The sequence below is a fragment of the Bacillus sp. 5RYD7K genome, assembly GCF_059831465.1.
Window position 1 is genome coordinate 2,087,365 of record NZ_CP191200.1, and the last position, 16,009, is coordinate 2,103,373.

Sequence of the window (16,009 nt, forward strand, 5' to 3'; positions counted from 1 at the left end):
CAAAAGTTTCTAAAAAAATATTGACTTATGACATGAACCTGTATATAATAAATCTTGTCGCTGATACATAAAGCAAAACCTGTCCCAGTAGCTCAGCTGGATAGAGCAACGGCCTTCTAAGCCGTCGGTCGGGAGTTCGAATCTCTCCTGGGACGTACAGAAAAAGAGCTGGTGACATCAGAGTGAAAACTGATGACGCTGGCCTTTTTTATCTGATGACCATATTGTCAATTCGCTGACATCATGGTAAAATGATCAGCAGAACGATTTGATTTTCATGTCCCAGTAGCTCAGCCGGATAGAGCAACGGCCTTCTAAGCCGTCGGTCGGGAGTTCGAATCTCTCCTGGGACGTATAATAAAAAACCTCAAGCCCTGACAATGGGTTTGAGGTTTTTTTTGTATTTGTTTTTTATTTTATGAAATAAAAGTCCTGTATTTAATGAAAATTGTAAAGGAATTTTAATATAAATGAAACTTAATGAAATATTTACCGTAAGAAATATATGTATAAAGATACTTAAGGCGCCCTTGAGTGATAAAATATCTAATTTCTATTATTTATTTTGTTAATATTTGATAGAAAGACAGCGGGAGGAATTAGCTTTTGAAGTACGCATTTGCATATAAAAATGACAAGATAGAAACGATCTTTTGCGGAAAAGACGAGCTGTTTGAGGAACTGAAACAATTTTTAATGACTCAATGCGGTTTAATCATTGTTGAGGTTTCAAAGGCTGATTACGATACGGAGCAGGAAATAAATCAATGGAATGACCGTTATACACTGTAAGTAAGAAAAAACCGGCCGTGAAAGACCGGTTTTTATATCATCTGAATCCGCTCGGAGCGCTGAAGCCCCCGGCATGGCCGCTGAAACCGCCCCCGAGCGCGCCGGGATGGGACCCTGCGCCGAGGCTTCCGCCGACATCACTGAAGGTTTGACCGTAGTACCCGCTTGTATAAGGGTATGGGACGAATTGCTGCCCGGCGAATGACAGCGAGCTTTGCGGGGTCTGCTGTCCGTATCCAGTTGACGGAAATCCCTGCTGAAAAGAAGGGCCGCCCTGAAACGGAGCTGTATGCATCGGTGCCGGAGGATAATAAGACTGCGGCGGCAGAACCGGTAAAGGCGGAAATCCAGGTGGCAGGCCTTGCATGCCTGATAACATCTTATTCATGACATCACTCATTTCTTCACGAGATAAGAACAGTGTATGCGTATGTCTGTATAAAGAGCCTGTTCAATTCGAACGGAATATCTGACAAGCAGACCGGAAAGAACATGAAAAATCGTGTAATAAAATGTGACATAATCGTATAAGAACGGAAAAATTTCATGTAATCTTGAGAGATTAATAAAAAAATGATAAAAACTTTTAACATTTACAGATCCCTTTGTACCAGTAATGAAAGCGTATACAAAATAGATTGATTAATCTAAATTGTCTAATAATTATAAAAATGCTGTTGACACTGTCTGCAAACGGGCGTAATATGAGTTCAAACAAAAATAAATAAATGATTCACACTAAAAAGAAAAATCATAAAACACTGAAAAACAAACAAATGAGGGTTCTTTTTTAAATAAAAGAGCCGCTATAATAAAAAGCGCAGAAGAGGATAAGTAGCTTTGCAGAAGTTTTTTACAGAGAGCCGGTAACGCTGAGAGCCGGCAAAAACAAAGCAAAGTGAACTCGCCTCAGAGTGCCGGTCTGAAATGTGAAGAGTAGGACTCGGCCGAGTGAACGCAACGTTTACTCGTTATCAAAACGGATAGTAATTTATCCATGAGACGGTCTTCATATGACCGTAAACAAGGGTGGTACCGCGGAAAGCAAAGCCTTTTCGCCCCTTTTGGCTATCGCATGAAATGCTTGGCTGAATGTGGGTGGGAAGGCTTTTTTATTTGCGTCAGCCGGCGCTGCGTTTTATGAATTTGATTTTAGAAGGGAACATTGAAAAGGAGGAACTGAAAATGGGCACAAATGTACAGGCGGATACTACGTCTGCCGATTGTACAAAGACAATGAACGGGGCTCTGATGCTGATTGAATCATTAAAGAAAGAAAAAGTCGAAATGATCTTCGGATATCCGGGGGGAGCCGTTCTTCCGATTTACGATAAGCTTTATCAATCAGGATTGGTTCACATCCTGCCCCGGCACGAGCAAGGCGCGATTCATGCGGCCGAAGGGTATGCGAGAGTCTCAGGGAAGCCGGGGGTTGTCATCGCTACTTCAGGACCCGGAGCGACAAACTTAGTGACCGGTCTTGCGGACGCGATGATTGATTCACTGCCGCTCGTAGTGTTTACAGGCCAGGTGGCCACTTCGGTCATCGGCAGCGACGCTTTCCAGGAAGCCGACATTTTAGGAATTACGATGCCGATTACGAAACACAGCTATCAGGTCCGCCGTCCGGAAGATCTTCCCCGTGTGATCAAAGAGGCTTTCCATATCGCCACGACGGGAAGACCGGGTCCGGTATTAATTGATATTCCGAAGGATGTCGCAGCATTTGAAGGGGAATTCAGATATGATCATGAGATCAATCTTCCAGGTTATCAGCCGGTAAAAGAGCCTAACTATCTGCAGATCCGAAAGCTCGTAGAAGCTGTCAGCAGTGCGAAAAAGCCGGTTATTTTAGCCGGAGCGGGTGTTTTGCACGGTAAAGCTTCAGAAGATTTAAAAAATTATGCCGAACAGCAGCAAATACCGGTAGCCCACACGCTTCTCGGTCTGGGCGGTTTCCCGGCAGACCATCCTCTCTTTCTGGGGATGGCGGGAATGCACGGCACATACACAGCGAATATGGCGCTTTATCACTGTGACTTGCTGATCAGCATCGGAGCTCGGTTCGATGATCGTGTGACAGGAAATCTGAAGCATTTTGCAAAATCGGCCAAAGTGGCGCACATCGATATTGATCCGGCTGAAATCGGAAAAATTATCGAAACGCAGATCCCGGTGGTCGGCGACAGTAAAATCGTCCTTCAGGAACTATTGAAGCAAAACGGAAAACAGGGACAGTCAGATGAATGGAAACAGCAGCTTTCCGAATGGAAAGAAGAATATCCGCTCTGGTATACAGACGACAGTGAAGAGGGCTTAAAACCCCAAAAGCTGATTGAGTATATTCACCAATTCACAAACGGAGAGGCGATTGTGGCGACGGATGTCGGCCAGCACCAGATGTGGGCGGCTCAGTTCTATCCTTTCCGAAAGGCTGATAAGTGGGTGACCTCGGGAGGGCTCGGCACAATGGGCTTCGGCCTTCCGGCGGCTATCGGAGCGCAGCTGGCAGAACGTAACGCCACGGTCGTTGCCATCCTCGGAGACGGCGGTTTTCAGATGACCCTGCAGGAGTTAGATGTCATCCGGCAGCTGAATCTTCCGGTCAAAGTGATTATTTTGAACAATGAATGCCTGGGCATGGTCAGACAGTGGCAGGAAATCTTCTATGAAGAACGCTACTCTGAATCCAAATTCTCAGCGCAGCCTGACTTTGTCAAATTGTCAGAAGCCTACGGCATTAAAGGCATCCGGATTACATCAGAAGAAGAGGCGGAAAAAGAGCTGCAAAAGGCGCTTTCATCAAAAGAGCCGGCCGTTATTGATGTCCGGGTCGCCAAAAGCGAAAAAGTATTCCCGATGATTGCGCCGGGTAAAGGACTTCATGAAATGGTGGGGGTGAAACCTTGAAACGCATTATCACATTAACGGTGGTCAACCGCTCGGGGGTATTAAACCGGATCACCGGCCTGTTTACAAAAAGACACTATAATATCGAAAGCATTACTGTAGGCCACACGGAAACAAGCGGTGTTTCAAGGATTACATTTGTCGTCCATGTGGAAGGCGAAAACGACGTTGAGCAGCTGACAAAGCAGCTTAACAAACAAATTGACGTCCTGAAAGTGACGGATATTACAAACCAATCAATCGTACAGCGTGAGCTTGCACTGATTAAAGTTGTTTCTGCACCGCCGACCAGAACGGAAATCAATGGAATCATTGAGCCGTTCAGAGCTTCCGTCGTTGATGTCTCAAAGGACAGCATCGTCGTTCAGGTCACGGGCGAGTCTGATAAAATCGAAGCCCTTATAGAGCTTCTCAAACCTTACGGCATTAAAGAAATCGCGAGAACAGGCACAACGGCTTTTGCGAGGGGAACCCAGCAAAAGGCGTCATCCAATAAAACAATTTCTATTGTATAACACAAAAAAGGGAGAGATTAAAATGGTAAAAGTATATTATAACGGTGATATCAAAGAGAACGTATTGGCAGGTAAAAAAGTAGCGATTATCGGTTACGGTTCACAGGGTCACGCACATGCGCTGAACTTAAAAGAAAGCGGAATTGATGTCATTGTCGGCGTCAGACAAGGCAAATCATTTACACAGGCCCAAGAAGACGGCCATCAAGTATTTTCTGTAAGAGAAGCGGCAGCCCAGGCTGACATCATTATGGTTCTTCTTCCGGATGAACAGCAGCAAAAAGTATATGAAGCTGAAATCAAAGATGAATTGACGGCGGGCAAATCATTGGTATTCGCACACGGATTTAACGTCCATTTCCATCAGATCGTGCCTCCAGCTGATGTAGATGTCTTCCTTGTCGCCCCTAAAGGACCGGGACACCTTGTCAGAAGAACATATGAACAAGGCGCAGGTGTACCGGCATTGTTTGCCATCTATCAGGATGTATCAGGCGAAGCGAAAGACACGGCTCTTGCTTACGCAAAAGGAATCGGCGGGGCGCGTGCCGGGGTTCTTGAAACAACATTTAAGGAAGAAACGGAAACGGATCTGTTCGGTGAGCAGGCTGTTCTTTGCGGAGGTTTAACAGCGCTTGTCAAAGCAGGTTTTGAAACGCTGACAGAAGCCGGATACCAGCCTGAACTCGCATACTTCGAGTGTCTGCACGAACTGAAATTGATCGTAGACTTAATGTATGAAGAAGGCTTGGCGGGCATGAGATACTCTATCTCCGATACGGCTCAATGGGGAGATTTTGTATCAGGACCGCGCGTAGTCGATGAGAAGGTAAAAGAATCTATGAAACAAGTATTAACGGATATTCAAAACGGTACATTCGCAAAAGAATGGATCGTGGAAAACCAAGTGAACCGTCCTCGCTTCAATGCGATCAATGCAAGTGAAAACGAGCATCAGATTGAAAAGGTCGGCAGACAGCTTCGTGAAATGATGCCGTTTGTCAAACAAGGTAAAAAGAAGGAAGCGGTGGTCTCCGTTGCGCAAAATTAACGTTTTCGACACGACCCTTCGTGACGGTGAACAATCTCCCGGGGTCAACCTTAATGCGCGGGAGAAACTGGCGATAGCCAAGCAGCTTGAAAGACTCGGGGTGGACATTATTGAAGCGGGATTTCCCGCTTCATCCCGAGGTGATTTTTTAGCCGTGCAGGAAATCGCAAGAACGATTAAAAATTGTTCGGTAACAGGGCTTGCCCGTTCTGTCAAAGGTGACATCGACGCAGCCTGGGAAGCGCTGAAAGACGGGGCCAGCCCGCGGATTCACATCTTTATCGCCACCTCAGACATTCATCTGAAGCATAAGCTGAAAATGACGCGGGAAGAGGTTAAGGAAAAAGCGGTTGAAATGGTGAAGTATGCAAAAGAACGCTTCCCGGTCGTTCAATGGTCAGCAGAAGACGCATGCCGCACCGAACTTCCGTTTTTGGCTGAAATCGTAGAAGAAGTGATTGATGCCGGCGCGAGCGTCATCAACCTGCCGGACACTGTAGGCTACCTGACGCCGGCGGAATACGGAAACATCTTTAAATATATGAAGGAACACGTTCCGAATATCAGCCGGGTAAAGCTCTCAGCTCATTGCCACGATGATCTCGGAATGGCGGTTGCCAACTCACTTTCGGCAATTGAGAACGGCGCTGATCAAATTGAATGCGCCATTAACGGCATAGGAGAAAGAGCCGGGAACGCCGCGCTTGAAGAAATCGCCGTTGCGCTTCATGTCAGAAATGACGCATATCAAGCTGATTCATCTCTCACTCTTCATGAATTGAAGCGGACGAGTGATCTTGTCAGCAAACTGACGGGCATGGCCGTTCCCCGCAATAAAGCGATCGTCGGAGATAACGCTTTCGCCCATGAGTCGGGTATTCACCAAGACGGTTTCCTGAAAGAAAAATCAACATATGAAATTATTTCACCGGAACTTGTCGGTGTGACAGCGGATGCGCTCGTGCTCGGAAAGCATTCCGGACGCCACGCGTTCAAAGATCGCCTGAATACGCTTGGATTCCAGTTTGATAGTGATGAAATCAATAAATATTTTACGATGTTTAAAGAACTGACCGAAAAGAAAAAAGAAATCACCGATGATGACTTGATTTCTCTTATTTTAGAAGAAAAAGTGATGGACAAAAAAATCGGCTATGAATTTTTGTCTCTGCAAGTGCATTACGGGACGTCTCAGGTGCCCACTGCAACAGTCTCTTTGAAAAATCAGGAAAACGAACAGCTGATGCAAGAGGCGGCAACAGGGGCAGGCAGCATAGAAGCCGTTTATAACACGCTCGGTCGCTGTATTAATAAAGATATTGAACTGATGGATTACCGCATTCAATCCAACCGAAAAGGTGAAGACGCGCTGGCTCAGGTTTACGTCAGAGTGACCGTGAACGGAAAAGAATCATCAGGGCGGGGAATCGCGCAGGATGTTTTGGAAGCTTCTGCAAAAGCATATTTGAATGCTGTGAACCGGCAATTGGTGCTGGATTGCAATATAGACGGATTAAAGAGACAGACTGCGGTCGGCTCGTAATAGAAAGGAGAACGTTTGATTTGAAAAAACGCATTGCTTTGCTTCCCGGTGACGGAATCGGACCGGAAGTGGCGGAATCAGCGGCAGATGTATTGAAAAGCGTTGCCGAACAATTCGGACATGAATTTGAATTTGAAAACGGGCTGATCGGGGGGGCGGCTATTGACGCCCATCAAAATCCCCTTCCTGAGGAGACGGTGGCTCTTTGCGAGAGGTCTGACGCCATCCTGCTCGGTGCAGTCGGCGGACCGAAATGGGACCAAAATCCTCCGGAGCTCAGACCGGAAAAAGGCCTGCTCGGCATCAGAAAAAAACTCGGCCTGTTTGCCAATCTGCGTCCGGTGACCGTATTTGAAAGCCTGTCTGAGGCATCTCCCCTGAAAAAAGAATATATCAGCGGCGTTGACTTTGTAATCGTCAGGGAACTGACGGGCGGCCTTTACTTCGGAGAGCCGAGCAGACAGTATGTCAATGAAGCGGGAGAAAAAGAAGCGGTCGATACCCTCTTTTATAAGAAAGAAGAAATCGAACGCGTTGTCAGAGAAGCCTTTAAAATGGCTGCCGGCAGAAAAGGAAAAGTGACGTCAGTTGATAAGGCGAATGTGCTTTCTTCAAGCAGGCTGTGGCGTGAAACGGCAGATGAAATCGCAAAAGAATTTCCTGATGTGACGCTTGAACATATGCTTGTCGATAATGCCGCGATGCAGCTCATCTATGCTCCGAACCAGTTTGATGTCATCGTAACTGAAAACATGTTCGGCGATATTTTAAGTGATGAAGCCTCCATGCTGACAGGTTCGCTCGGCATGCTGCCGTCAGCCAGTCTATCAAGTTCAGGTCTTCACTTGTTTGAACCGGTGCATGGATCTGCGCCTGACATTGCCGGTAAAGGGATGGCCAATCCGTTTGCGGCGATTTTATCAGCGGCGATGCTTTTGAGAACATCTTTCGGGCTTGAAAACGAAGCGCAGGCGGTAGAAAAGGCGGTCGCAAAGGTGCTTGCAGACGGCAGCCGTACACGTGATATCGCCCGGGACGGCCAATATGCCGGAACGCATGACATTACTGAAAAAGTAAAAGCCGCAATAGCCGGCGCGAATACAAAATCTATAGTATGACGCTTAAAGAAAGCGGTCTTAGTTCATAGGTAGAGGGAGGAAACAAAGATGATGCCTCGAACAATCATCGAAAAGATTTGGGATCGGCATGTTGTAAAAAGCGGTGAAGGAAAACCCGACCTTCTCTATATTGATCTGCACTTAATTCATGAGGTGACGTCTCCTCAGGCGTTTGAAGGATTAAGGCAGAAGGGAAGAAAAGTCAGACGGCCGCAGAATACATTCGCGACGATGGACCACAATATTCCGACCGTCAACCGTTTTGACATTAAAGATGAAGTCGCAAAGCGCCAAGTAACCGCGCTTGAAAGAAATTGCGAGGAGTTCGGCGTCCGTCTTGCGGATCTTCACAGCGCAGACCAGGGGATCGTTCACGTAGTCGGGCCTGAGCTTGGTCTGACACTTCCGGGGAAAACGATCGTTTGCGGAGACAGCCATACATCGACTCACGGCGCATTCGGAGCGCTTGCCTTCGGTATCGGCACAAGTGAGGTGGAGCATGTTCTCTCCACACAGACACTCTGGCAGCAGCGGCCGAAAACGCTTGAAATCCGCGTTGACGGAACGCTCCAAAAAGGAGTGACCGCAAAGGATGTCATCTTGTCGGTCATCGGAAAATACGGGGTGAGATTCGGTACCGGATATGTCATAGAATACACCGGGGAAGTATTCAGAAACATGTCTATGGACGAACGCATGACGGTCTGCAATATGTCAATAGAAGCGGGAGCCCGTGCGGGACTGATCGCTCCTGATGAAACGACGATCGAATACTGTAAAAACCGTAAATACGCGCCAAAAGGCGAGGAATTTGAAAAAGCCGCCGCAGAATGGAAAGCGTTAAAAACCGATCCGGGCGCCGTATACGATCATTCCATCGTGTTAGACGGCAGCGAGATTTCTCCAATGGTAACTTGGGGCATCAACCCAGGCATGGTTCTTCCGGTCGATGCCCAAATACCGGCGCCGGAAACCATTGATTCTGAAGACGATAAAAAAGAGGCCATCCGTGCCTACGATTACATGGGGATTGAACCGAATCAAAAAATTGAAGATATTAAAGTCGAGCATGTGTTTATCGGCTCTTGTACAAATTCGCGGATGACCGACCTTCGCCAGGCTGCTGATATGATCAAAGGCCGAAAAGTCGCCGACAGCGTCAGAGCCATTGTGGTGCCGGGCTCTCAAAGCGTGAAACAGCAGGCGGAGGAAGAAGGGCTGCACCGTGTGTTTCTTGAAGCGGGCTTTGAATGGAGAGAATCAGGCTGCAGCATGTGCCTCAGTATGAACAATGATGTCGTGCCTGAAGGGGAGCGATGCGCTTCCACTTCCAACCGCAACTTCGAAGGCAGACAGGGAAAAGGCGCGAGAACACACCTTGTCAGTCCTGCAATGGCGGCAATGGCAGCCATTCACGGGCATTTCGTCGATGTAAGAAAGTTTTATCAAGAAAAAACAGTTGTGTAAGGAGTGTGCGAAAAGATGGAACCTTTAAAAACGCATACCGGAAAAGCGGCCGTCTTAAACCGGATCAACGTTGACACCGACCAGATTATTCCGAAACAGTTTCTGAAAAGAATTGAAAGAACCGGATACGGCAGATTCGCGTTTTTTGATTGGAGATACCTTGAGAACGGTGAGCCTGATCCTGAATTTGAATTAAACCGCAAAGTCTATGAAGGCGCGTCCATATTAATTGCCGGAGAGAATTTCGGCTGCGGATCATCCCGTGAGCATGCTCCTTGGGCGCTGGATGATTACGGATTCAAAATCATCATTGCTCCGTCATTTGCCGATATTTTTCATCAAAACTGTTTTAAAAACGGAATGCTTCCTATCCGTATGCCGTATGATCAATGGAAAAAACTTGCCGGTCAATATGAAAATCAGTCTCTTCACATGACGGTTGATTTGGAAAACCAGCTCATCCATGACAGTGAAGGAAGAGAAATTTCATTTGAAGTCGATCCGCACTGGAAGGAAATGCTGATTAACGGCTATGATGAAATTTCATTAACGCTCCTGCTGGAGGACGACATTCAGCAGTTTGAATCGAAAAGAAGTTCTTGGCTTCAAGCCTGAAAAAAGCCGCCCGGGATTTATCCGGCGGCTTTTTTTGCCATGTGCGTTATCCTTTCTTGTGTTTCATGACGCGTGTTGATACACTTGAACAAAATAAGCGCCTGAAAGGAAATAGAGTATGACGCATGACAAGAAAAAAGCTGATATCATTCCTTTCCCCCGTCTGAAAGAACGCTTGGTTGATAAAGGGATGGCCGCCATGAAGGATAAACAGTACCAGGAGGCCCTCGAACTGTTTTCAGAGGCGGTAAGCCACGGCGATACCGAGTCCGACGTACATTTAGGCATGGCGATTTGTTTTCTGGAGCTCGGGGAATTGGAAGAAGCAAAACAAGTTTGCGAGAAAATGCTGAACGAAGGGTACGGCCATTATTTTACCGTGCTGCAGGTGTACATGACCATTTTGATTCAGCTGAAACAATATGAAGAAGTCAAAAGCACAATTGAAGCTGTGCTGGAAGAAAACCAGCTCCCCGCAGAAAGTGCGGAGCAATTCTATCGGCTGCTCGAATTCAGCCGCAAAATGACCGATCCCGATCAGCAGGACGAGGTGTGGGAGGAGGAATATGAAGACGTTCTTGATGCGGAAAAAGTGCTGAACAGCCCCGCTGAACAAATGAACCTGATCCATTCTCTCAAAGACCGCAATATTGCGAAATACACGGGTCTGTTAAAAACGATTCTGCAAGATCCGGGCGCACATCCGCTGATCAAGACGATGATTTTGACGCTGATGGCGGAGCACGATTACAGCAAGCCGGTCCATATTACAAAATTCGGCGATTCAATGACCGCGATACCGAGTGAAACCGTTCAGCCTGATGCGGCGCCGATTTTGCACCGCGTTCTCCGGGTGCTTGATGAAACGCTTGGCAATGAAAACCCTACATTATACGCCGCCGTTGAGGAACTGTGGAGAAGGCATCTGTACGTCCTGCACCCCTTTATGCCGAAGCTTTTGAACGCTGATTTATGGGCTGCGGCGCTTCATAAGGTCGGTTACGAGATGCACGGCATTGACATTGAGCCGGAGGAACTTCATATGATGTACGAGTTTGACAGCCGCGAACTCGAAGAAGCCTGCACGATGATTAAGGATATTGAAGAAATTTCTTATTTGTAAATCACGCCATATAGTTGAAAGCGATAGGCGTTATGTTATAATATAGTGGTTGTATTTATGTATAGCGGTTTAACTGAAATGAGAATTACGGTTGGACAGGCTGCCAGTTCATTACATAATGATTCTGATTCAAAGCGGTTTTTTCTTTGACAAAGCCGCGGATTGCTTTAGAATGGAAGACCGACACAACCTGAATAGATTTTTGGAGGGAAACACATGTCTGTAAAATGGGAAAAACAAGAAGGCAACGAAGGCGTATTAACGGTTGAAGTTGATGCGGAAACGTTCAAAACAGCTCTTGATGATGCATTTAAAAAAGTAGTAAAACAGGTTTCTATTCCTGGATTCCGCAAAGGGAAAGTTCCGCGCGGTTTATTCGAACAGCGTTTCGGCGTTGAAGCTCTTTACCAGGATGCTTTAGATATTTTACTTCCTGTAGAATACCCTAAAGCGGTTGAAGAAGCCGGCATTGAGCCTGTAGACCGTCCTGAAATCGATGTTGAAAAAATCGAAAAAGGCGAAAGCTTAATTTTCACTGCAAAAGTGACTGTAAAACCGGAAGTGAAACTTGGCGACTACAAAGGCTTAGGAATCGAAAAAGATGACACTGCCGTTACTGACGAAGACGTACAAAACGAACTTAAAGCGCTTCAGGAGCGTCAGGCTGAGCTTGTCGTAAAAGAAGAAGGCGCTGTTGAAAACGGCGATACAGTCGTTCTTGACTTCGAAGGTTTTGTTGACGGAGAAGCATTTGAAGGCGGAAAAGCTGAGAACTACTCACTTGAAGTAGGATCAGGTTCATTCATCCCGGGCTTCGAAGAGCAGCTGACTGGTCTTGAAGCAGGAGCTGAAAAGGATGTTGAAGTAACATTCCCTGAAGAGTACCACGCTGAAGATCTTGCAGGCAAACCAGCTGTCTTCAAAGTGAAAATTCATGAAATCAAAGCGAAAGAGCTTCCTGAGCTTAACGACGAATTCGCAAAAGACGTTGACGAAGAAGTTGAAACGCTTGCTGAATTAACTGAGAAAACAAAAAAACGCCTTGAAGAAGCGAAAGAAAACGAAGCTGACGCTAAATTGCGTGAAGAGCTTGTGCTGAAAGCATCTGAAAATGCTGAAGCTGATGTTCCTCAAGCGATGATCGACACTGAGCTTGACCGCATGCTGAAAGAATTCGAACAGCGTCTGCAAATGCAAGGCATGAACCTTGAGCTTTACACTCAATTCTCAGGTCAAGATGAAAATGCGTTAAAAGAGCAAATGAAAGAAGATGCCGCAAAACGCGTAAAATCAAACCTGACTCTTGAAGCGATCGCTCAAGCTGAAAACCTTGAAGTGACTGACGAAGAAGTTGAAGCTGAGCTCACTAAAATGGCTGAAGCATACAACATGCCGGTTGAAAACATCAAGCAGGCAATCGGTTCAACTGACGCGATGAAAGAAGATTTAAAAGTTCGAAAAGCAATTGATTTTCTTGTAGAAAACCGTTAATATGGTTCATAATAATAGACATAATGAAACAGGGCGCGATTATTTCGTGCCTTGTTTTGTACAATTATGATATAACTCTTTTTCTTGGGGCAAGATAGTCATTGCCGGGCTGTTTTTTGTCATACATATAGAATGTGCAAGCGCGAAACACATTGTTACCGTCTTACTGGAAAGTATGGTAAAATGCAATACATACTCGATCGTAGCAAGAACCGTTTTCTTTTGCCCTTCAGGTAAAAGAAAAAGTGAGACAAGATTAAGGGGTGAAAGAATGTTTAAATTCAACGAGGAAAAAGGACAATTAAAATGCTCGTTCTGCGGAAAAACGCAAGATCAGGTTCGTAAGCTGGTTGCAGGACCGGGTGTATATATATGCGACGAATGCATTGAGCTCTGTACAGAAATCGTAGAGGAAGAGCTTGGTACAGAAGAAGAAGTCGAATTTAAAGACGTTCCGAAGCCGCATGAAATCCGTGAGATTCTGAATGAATATGTCATCGGACAGGATCAGGCGAAGAAATCACTTGCGGTTGCGGTATACAACCATTACAAACGCATCAACTCCAACAGTAAAGTGGATGATGTCGAGCTTTCTAAAAGTAATATTTCATTAATCGGGCCGACTGGAAGCGGGAAAACACTTCTCGCCCAGACGCTTGCGCGTATTCTGAACGTTCCGTTTGCGATCGCGGACGCTACATCTCTGACTGAAGCCGGATATGTCGGTGAGGACGTAGAAAACATCCTCCTCAAGCTGATTCAGGCTGCAGACTATGATGTGGAAAAAGCAGAAAAAGGCATTATTTATATCGATGAAATCGATAAAGTAGCGCGAAAATCTGAAAACCCGTCCATTACACGCGACGTATCAGGCGAAGGCGTTCAGCAGGCGCTGCTGAAAATTCTTGAAGGAACGGTTGCAAGCGTGCCGCCTCAAGGAGGACGCAAACATCCTCATCAGGAATTCATTCAGATCGATACGACGAACATTCTGTTCATTTGCGGCGGTGCATTTGACGGCATTGAACAAATCATCAAACGCCGTCTCGGACAAAAAGTCATCGGTTTCGGCTCAGATAATAAAGCGGCAGACCTGGAAAAAGAAGAACTGCTTTCTAAAGTTCTTCCGGAAGACTTGCTCCGTTTCGGTCTGATTCCTGAATTCATCGGCCGTCTTCCTGTTATTGCAAGCCTTGAGCAGCTTGATGAAACGGCACTGGTTGAAATTCTGACTAAACCTAAAAACGCACTCGTCAAACAATACAAGAAAATGTTAGAACTTGATGATGTCGAGCTTGAATTTGAAGGCGAGGCATTATCTGAAATTGCGAAAAAAGCGATCGAGCGTAAAACAGGCGCACGCGGCCTGCGTTCTATCATTGAAGGTATCATGCTTGACGTTATGTTTGATCTGCCGTCCCGTGATGATATTGAAAAATGTGTCATTACCGGAGCGACAGTCGCAGACGGTGAAGCGCCTCGTCTTGTATTAAAAGACGGCACAGTTGTCGGCCAAGATAAAACATCAGCATAACATGACAAAACCTCCTGACTCGAATTGATCAGGAGGTTTTTTTTCTTGTCCTGACCCTTCTGAAAATGTTTATTCCGGGCTTTGCTGGGAGATACTAGCGGACAGAGGAATGAATTGGATACATAAATCGTTTTCAGGAGGGACCAGCATGAGTTGGACAGGGATCGCATTATTTGTACAGCTGTTTTTCGGGATAGTCATCGGATTATATTTTTGGAATCTGCTCAAAAACCAGCGTACACAAAAAGTGACGATAGATAAAGAATCAAAAAAAGAAATGGAACAGCTTCGCAAAATGCGCGCCATCAGTTTGTCAGAACCTTTATCAGAAAAGGTGCGGCCGAAAAGCTTTCAGGATATTGTCGGCCAGGAGGATGGGATTAAAGCGTTAAAAGCTGCGCTTTGCGGTCCGAATCCGCAGCACGTGATCATTTACGGGCCTCCCGGAGTCGGTAAAACGGCTGCGGCGCGGCTGGTATTGGAAGAAGCGAAAAAGCATAAACAGTCACCATTTCAAAATCAGGCTGTTTTTGTTGAGCTTGATGCGACGACCGCGCGATTTGATGAACGGGGTATTGCCGATCCGCTTATCGGTTCAGTGCATGATCCGATTTATCAGGGAGCGGGAGCGATGGGGCAGGCGGGCATTCCGCAGCCGAAGCAGGGGGCTGTGACTCATGCGCACGGCGGCGTGCTATTTATTGATGAAATCGGTGAGCTTCACCCGATTCAGATGAATAAAATGCTGAAGGTGCTTGAAGATCGGAAAGTCTTTTTAGACAGTGCGTATTACAGTGAGGAAAATACGCAAATCCCGAATCATATTCATGATATTTTTCAAAACGGGCTTCCCGCGGATTTCCGCTTGATCGGAGCGACGACGAGAATGCCGACTGAAATTCCGCCCGCCATCCGTTCGCGCTGTCTTGAAGTGTTTTTCCGTGAGCTGGAAAAGGATGAGCTTAAAACCGTAGCGAAAAAAGCCGCCGACAAAATTCAGAAAGAGATTTCTGATGAGGCTCTCGGTGTCCTGACCGCATATACGAGAAACGGCCGTGAAGCCGTCAATATGATCCAGATTGCTGCCGGCATGGCGGTGACCGAAGACAGAAACGAAATTACGACAGAAGATATAGAATGGGTTGTTCATTCCAGTCAGCTCACACCTAAAAATGAGCAGAAAATCGCTGATGAACCGCAAGTCGGCATCGTGAACGGACTTGCCGTATACGGGCCGAACAGCGGCGCATTGCTGGAAATCGAAGTGAATGTCACGCCTGCACAGGACAAAGGAAGCCTGAATATTACGGGGATTGCAGAGGAAGAGAGCATCGGCAGCCAATCGAAGTCGATCCGCCGCAAAAGCATGGCGAAGGGATCGGTGGAAAACGTTCTGACGGTTCTCCGCACAATGGGCATCAAACCTTCGGACTATGACATTCATGTCAATTTTCCGGGCGGAGGCCCGATTGACGGACCGTCAGCGGGCATCGCGATGGCCGCGGGGATTTTTTCCGCGATTCACCGCATCCCTATCGACCATACGGTGGCGATGACGGGAGAGATCAGCCTGACGGGCCTTGTCAAACCGATCGGCGGCGTCATTCCGAAAATTAAAGCCGCGAAACAGGCCGGAGCTAAAACCGTTATTATCCCTTACGAAAATCAGCAGTCCATTCTGAAACGAATAGACGGAATCACCATTAAGGCGGTAAAAACGTTCCAGGAAGTACTTGACGTCATATTGGTTGATCCGCCTTCAGAACAAAAACCGTTTGATATCCAAATGAATAAAGAATCCGTATAAACCCCATTTTTATAATGGGGTTTTTTTATGGAGGACATCTTTT

Annotated in this window: 13 protein-coding genes, 2 tRNA genes and 1 other annotated feature; of the genes, 14 read left to right on the top strand and 1 reads right to left on the bottom strand. The window is 46.5% G+C overall.

The window, feature by feature from the left end:
* Positions 1 to 81 precede the first annotated feature (81 nt).
* The 3 genes from ACQE26_RS10490 (at position 82) to ACQE26_RS10500 (ending at position 792) form a co-directional block, all read left to right on the top strand.
* A tRNA-Arg gene (locus tag ACQE26_RS10490) sits at positions 82 to 155 on the top strand.
* Between the two features lie 124 nt (positions 156 to 279).
* Positions 280 to 353: transfer RNA gene (locus ACQE26_RS10495), tRNA-Arg, on the top strand.
* Between the two features lie 253 nt (positions 354 to 606).
* Complete coding sequence (locus ACQE26_RS10500; protein ID WP_045926459.1) at positions 607 to 792, top strand: hypothetical protein; 186 nt, start codon at positions 607 to 609, stop codon at positions 790 to 792.
* A 37-nt stretch (positions 793 to 829) separates the two neighbouring features.
* Here ACQE26_RS10500 and ACQE26_RS10505 read toward each other — a convergent pair whose 3' ends face one another.
* The gene (locus ACQE26_RS10505; RefSeq protein ID WP_438420339.1) at positions 830 to 1,180 is read right to left on the bottom strand and encodes a DNA helicase; all 351 of its coding nucleotides are present in this window, start codon (positions 1,178 to 1,180) and stop codon (positions 830 to 832) included.
* Between the two features lie 424 nt (positions 1,181 to 1,604).
* Positions 1,605 to 1,858: a binding site (T-box leader), on the top strand.
* A gap of 119 nt (positions 1,859 to 1,977) precedes the next feature.
* Here ACQE26_RS10505 and ilvB point away from each other — a divergent pair.
* From ilvB to lonB, 11 genes are all read left to right on the top strand, one after another.
* Positions 1,978 to 3,702 (top strand): acetolactate synthase large subunit, encoded by a 1,725-nt coding sequence (gene ilvB / locus ACQE26_RS10510; protein ID WP_500469288.1) that lies wholly within the window; start codon positions 1,978 to 1,980, stop codon positions 3,700 to 3,702.
* Entirely contained in the window at positions 3,699 to 4,217 is a 519-nt protein-coding gene (ilvN, locus tag ACQE26_RS10515; RefSeq protein WP_016938753.1) for an acetolactate synthase small subunit, read from the top strand. Before ilvB ends, ilvN begins: the two co-directional genes overlap by 4 nt.
* Before the next feature lie 22 nt (positions 4,218 to 4,239).
* Positions 4,240 to 5,268, top strand: coding sequence for a ketol-acid reductoisomerase (gene ilvC, locus ACQE26_RS10520; RefSeq protein WP_045926463.1), 1,029 nt, complete (start codon positions 4,240 to 4,242; stop codon positions 5,266 to 5,268).
* A complete protein-coding gene (locus ACQE26_RS10525; protein WP_500469290.1) occupies positions 5,255 to 6,811 on the top strand; it encodes a 2-isopropylmalate synthase in 1,557 nt (518 codons plus the stop codon). The genes ilvC and ACQE26_RS10525 overlap by 14 nt, the downstream gene beginning before the upstream one ends.
* Before the next feature lie 20 nt (positions 6,812 to 6,831).
* Positions 6,832 to 7,929, top strand: coding sequence for a 3-isopropylmalate dehydrogenase (leuB, locus tag ACQE26_RS10530; RefSeq protein WP_064777684.1), 1,098 nt, complete (start codon positions 6,832 to 6,834; stop codon positions 7,927 to 7,929).
* Between the two features lie 48 nt (positions 7,930 to 7,977).
* On the top strand, positions 7,978 to 9,396 hold the full coding sequence (leuC, locus tag ACQE26_RS10535) for a 3-isopropylmalate dehydratase large subunit (protein ID WP_500469292.1): 1,419 nt from the start codon (positions 7,978 to 7,980) through the stop codon (positions 9,394 to 9,396).
* A gap of 15 nt (positions 9,397 to 9,411) precedes the next feature.
* Positions 9,412 to 10,011: a 3-isopropylmalate dehydratase small subunit gene (gene leuD, locus ACQE26_RS10540; protein ID WP_060964627.1), complete on the top strand. Its 600-nt coding sequence runs from the start codon at positions 9,412 to 9,414 to the stop codon at positions 10,009 to 10,011.
* A gap of 118 nt (positions 10,012 to 10,129) precedes the next feature.
* Positions 10,130 to 11,134, top strand: a complete 1,005-nt coding sequence (gene ddcA, locus ACQE26_RS10545; RefSeq protein WP_060964628.1) for a DNA damage checkpoint antagonist DdcA — start codon at positions 10,130 to 10,132, stop codon at positions 11,132 to 11,134.
* A 216-nt stretch (positions 11,135 to 11,350) separates the two neighbouring features.
* Positions 11,351 to 12,625, top strand: coding sequence for a trigger factor (gene tig, locus ACQE26_RS10550; RefSeq protein WP_047475527.1), 1,275 nt, complete (start codon positions 11,351 to 11,353; stop codon positions 12,623 to 12,625).
* Positions 12,626 to 12,896: 271 nt separating this feature from the next.
* Positions 12,897 to 14,159: an ATP-dependent protease ATP-binding subunit ClpX gene (gene clpX, locus ACQE26_RS10555; protein ID WP_060964629.1), complete on the top strand. Its 1,263-nt coding sequence runs from the start codon at positions 12,897 to 12,899 to the stop codon at positions 14,157 to 14,159.
* Between the two features lie 148 nt (positions 14,160 to 14,307).
* Positions 14,308 to 15,966 carry an ATP-dependent protease LonB gene (gene lonB / locus ACQE26_RS10560; RefSeq protein WP_060964630.1) on the top strand — a complete coding sequence of 553 codons (1,659 nt, stop codon included), beginning with the start codon at positions 14,308 to 14,310 and terminating at the stop codon, positions 15,964 to 15,966.
* The last annotated feature ends 43 nt before the right edge of the window (positions 15,967 to 16,009 follow it).

What these genes read in the sequence shown, in the direction of transcription:
- ACQE26_RS10505 (WP_438420339.1), bottom strand. Translation starts at nt 1,180, where the DNA reads ATGAATAAGATGTTATCAGGCATGCAAGGCCTGCCACCTGGATTTCCG.
- ilvC (WP_045926463.1), top strand. Translation starts at nt 4,240, where the DNA reads ATGGTAAAAGTATATTATAACGGTGATATCAAAGAGAACGTATTGGCA.
- lonB (WP_060964630.1), top strand. Translation starts at nt 14,308, where the DNA reads ATGAGTTGGACAGGGATCGCATTATTTGTACAGCTGTTTTTCGGGATA.
- ilvB (WP_500469288.1), top strand. Translation starts at nt 1,978, where the DNA reads ATGGGCACAAATGTACAGGCGGATACTACGTCTGCCGATTGTACAAAG.
- ddcA (WP_060964628.1), top strand. Translation starts at nt 10,130, where the DNA reads ATGACGCATGACAAGAAAAAAGCTGATATCATTCCTTTCCCCCGTCTG.
- leuC (WP_500469292.1), top strand. Translation starts at nt 7,978, where the DNA reads ATGATGCCTCGAACAATCATCGAAAAGATTTGGGATCGGCATGTTGTA.
- clpX (WP_060964629.1), top strand. Translation starts at nt 12,897, where the DNA reads ATGTTTAAATTCAACGAGGAAAAAGGACAATTAAAATGCTCGTTCTGC.
- tig (WP_047475527.1), top strand. Translation starts at nt 11,351, where the DNA reads ATGTCTGTAAAATGGGAAAAACAAGAAGGCAACGAAGGCGTATTAACG.
- leuD (WP_060964627.1), top strand. Translation starts at nt 9,412, where the DNA reads ATGGAACCTTTAAAAACGCATACCGGAAAAGCGGCCGTCTTAAACCGG.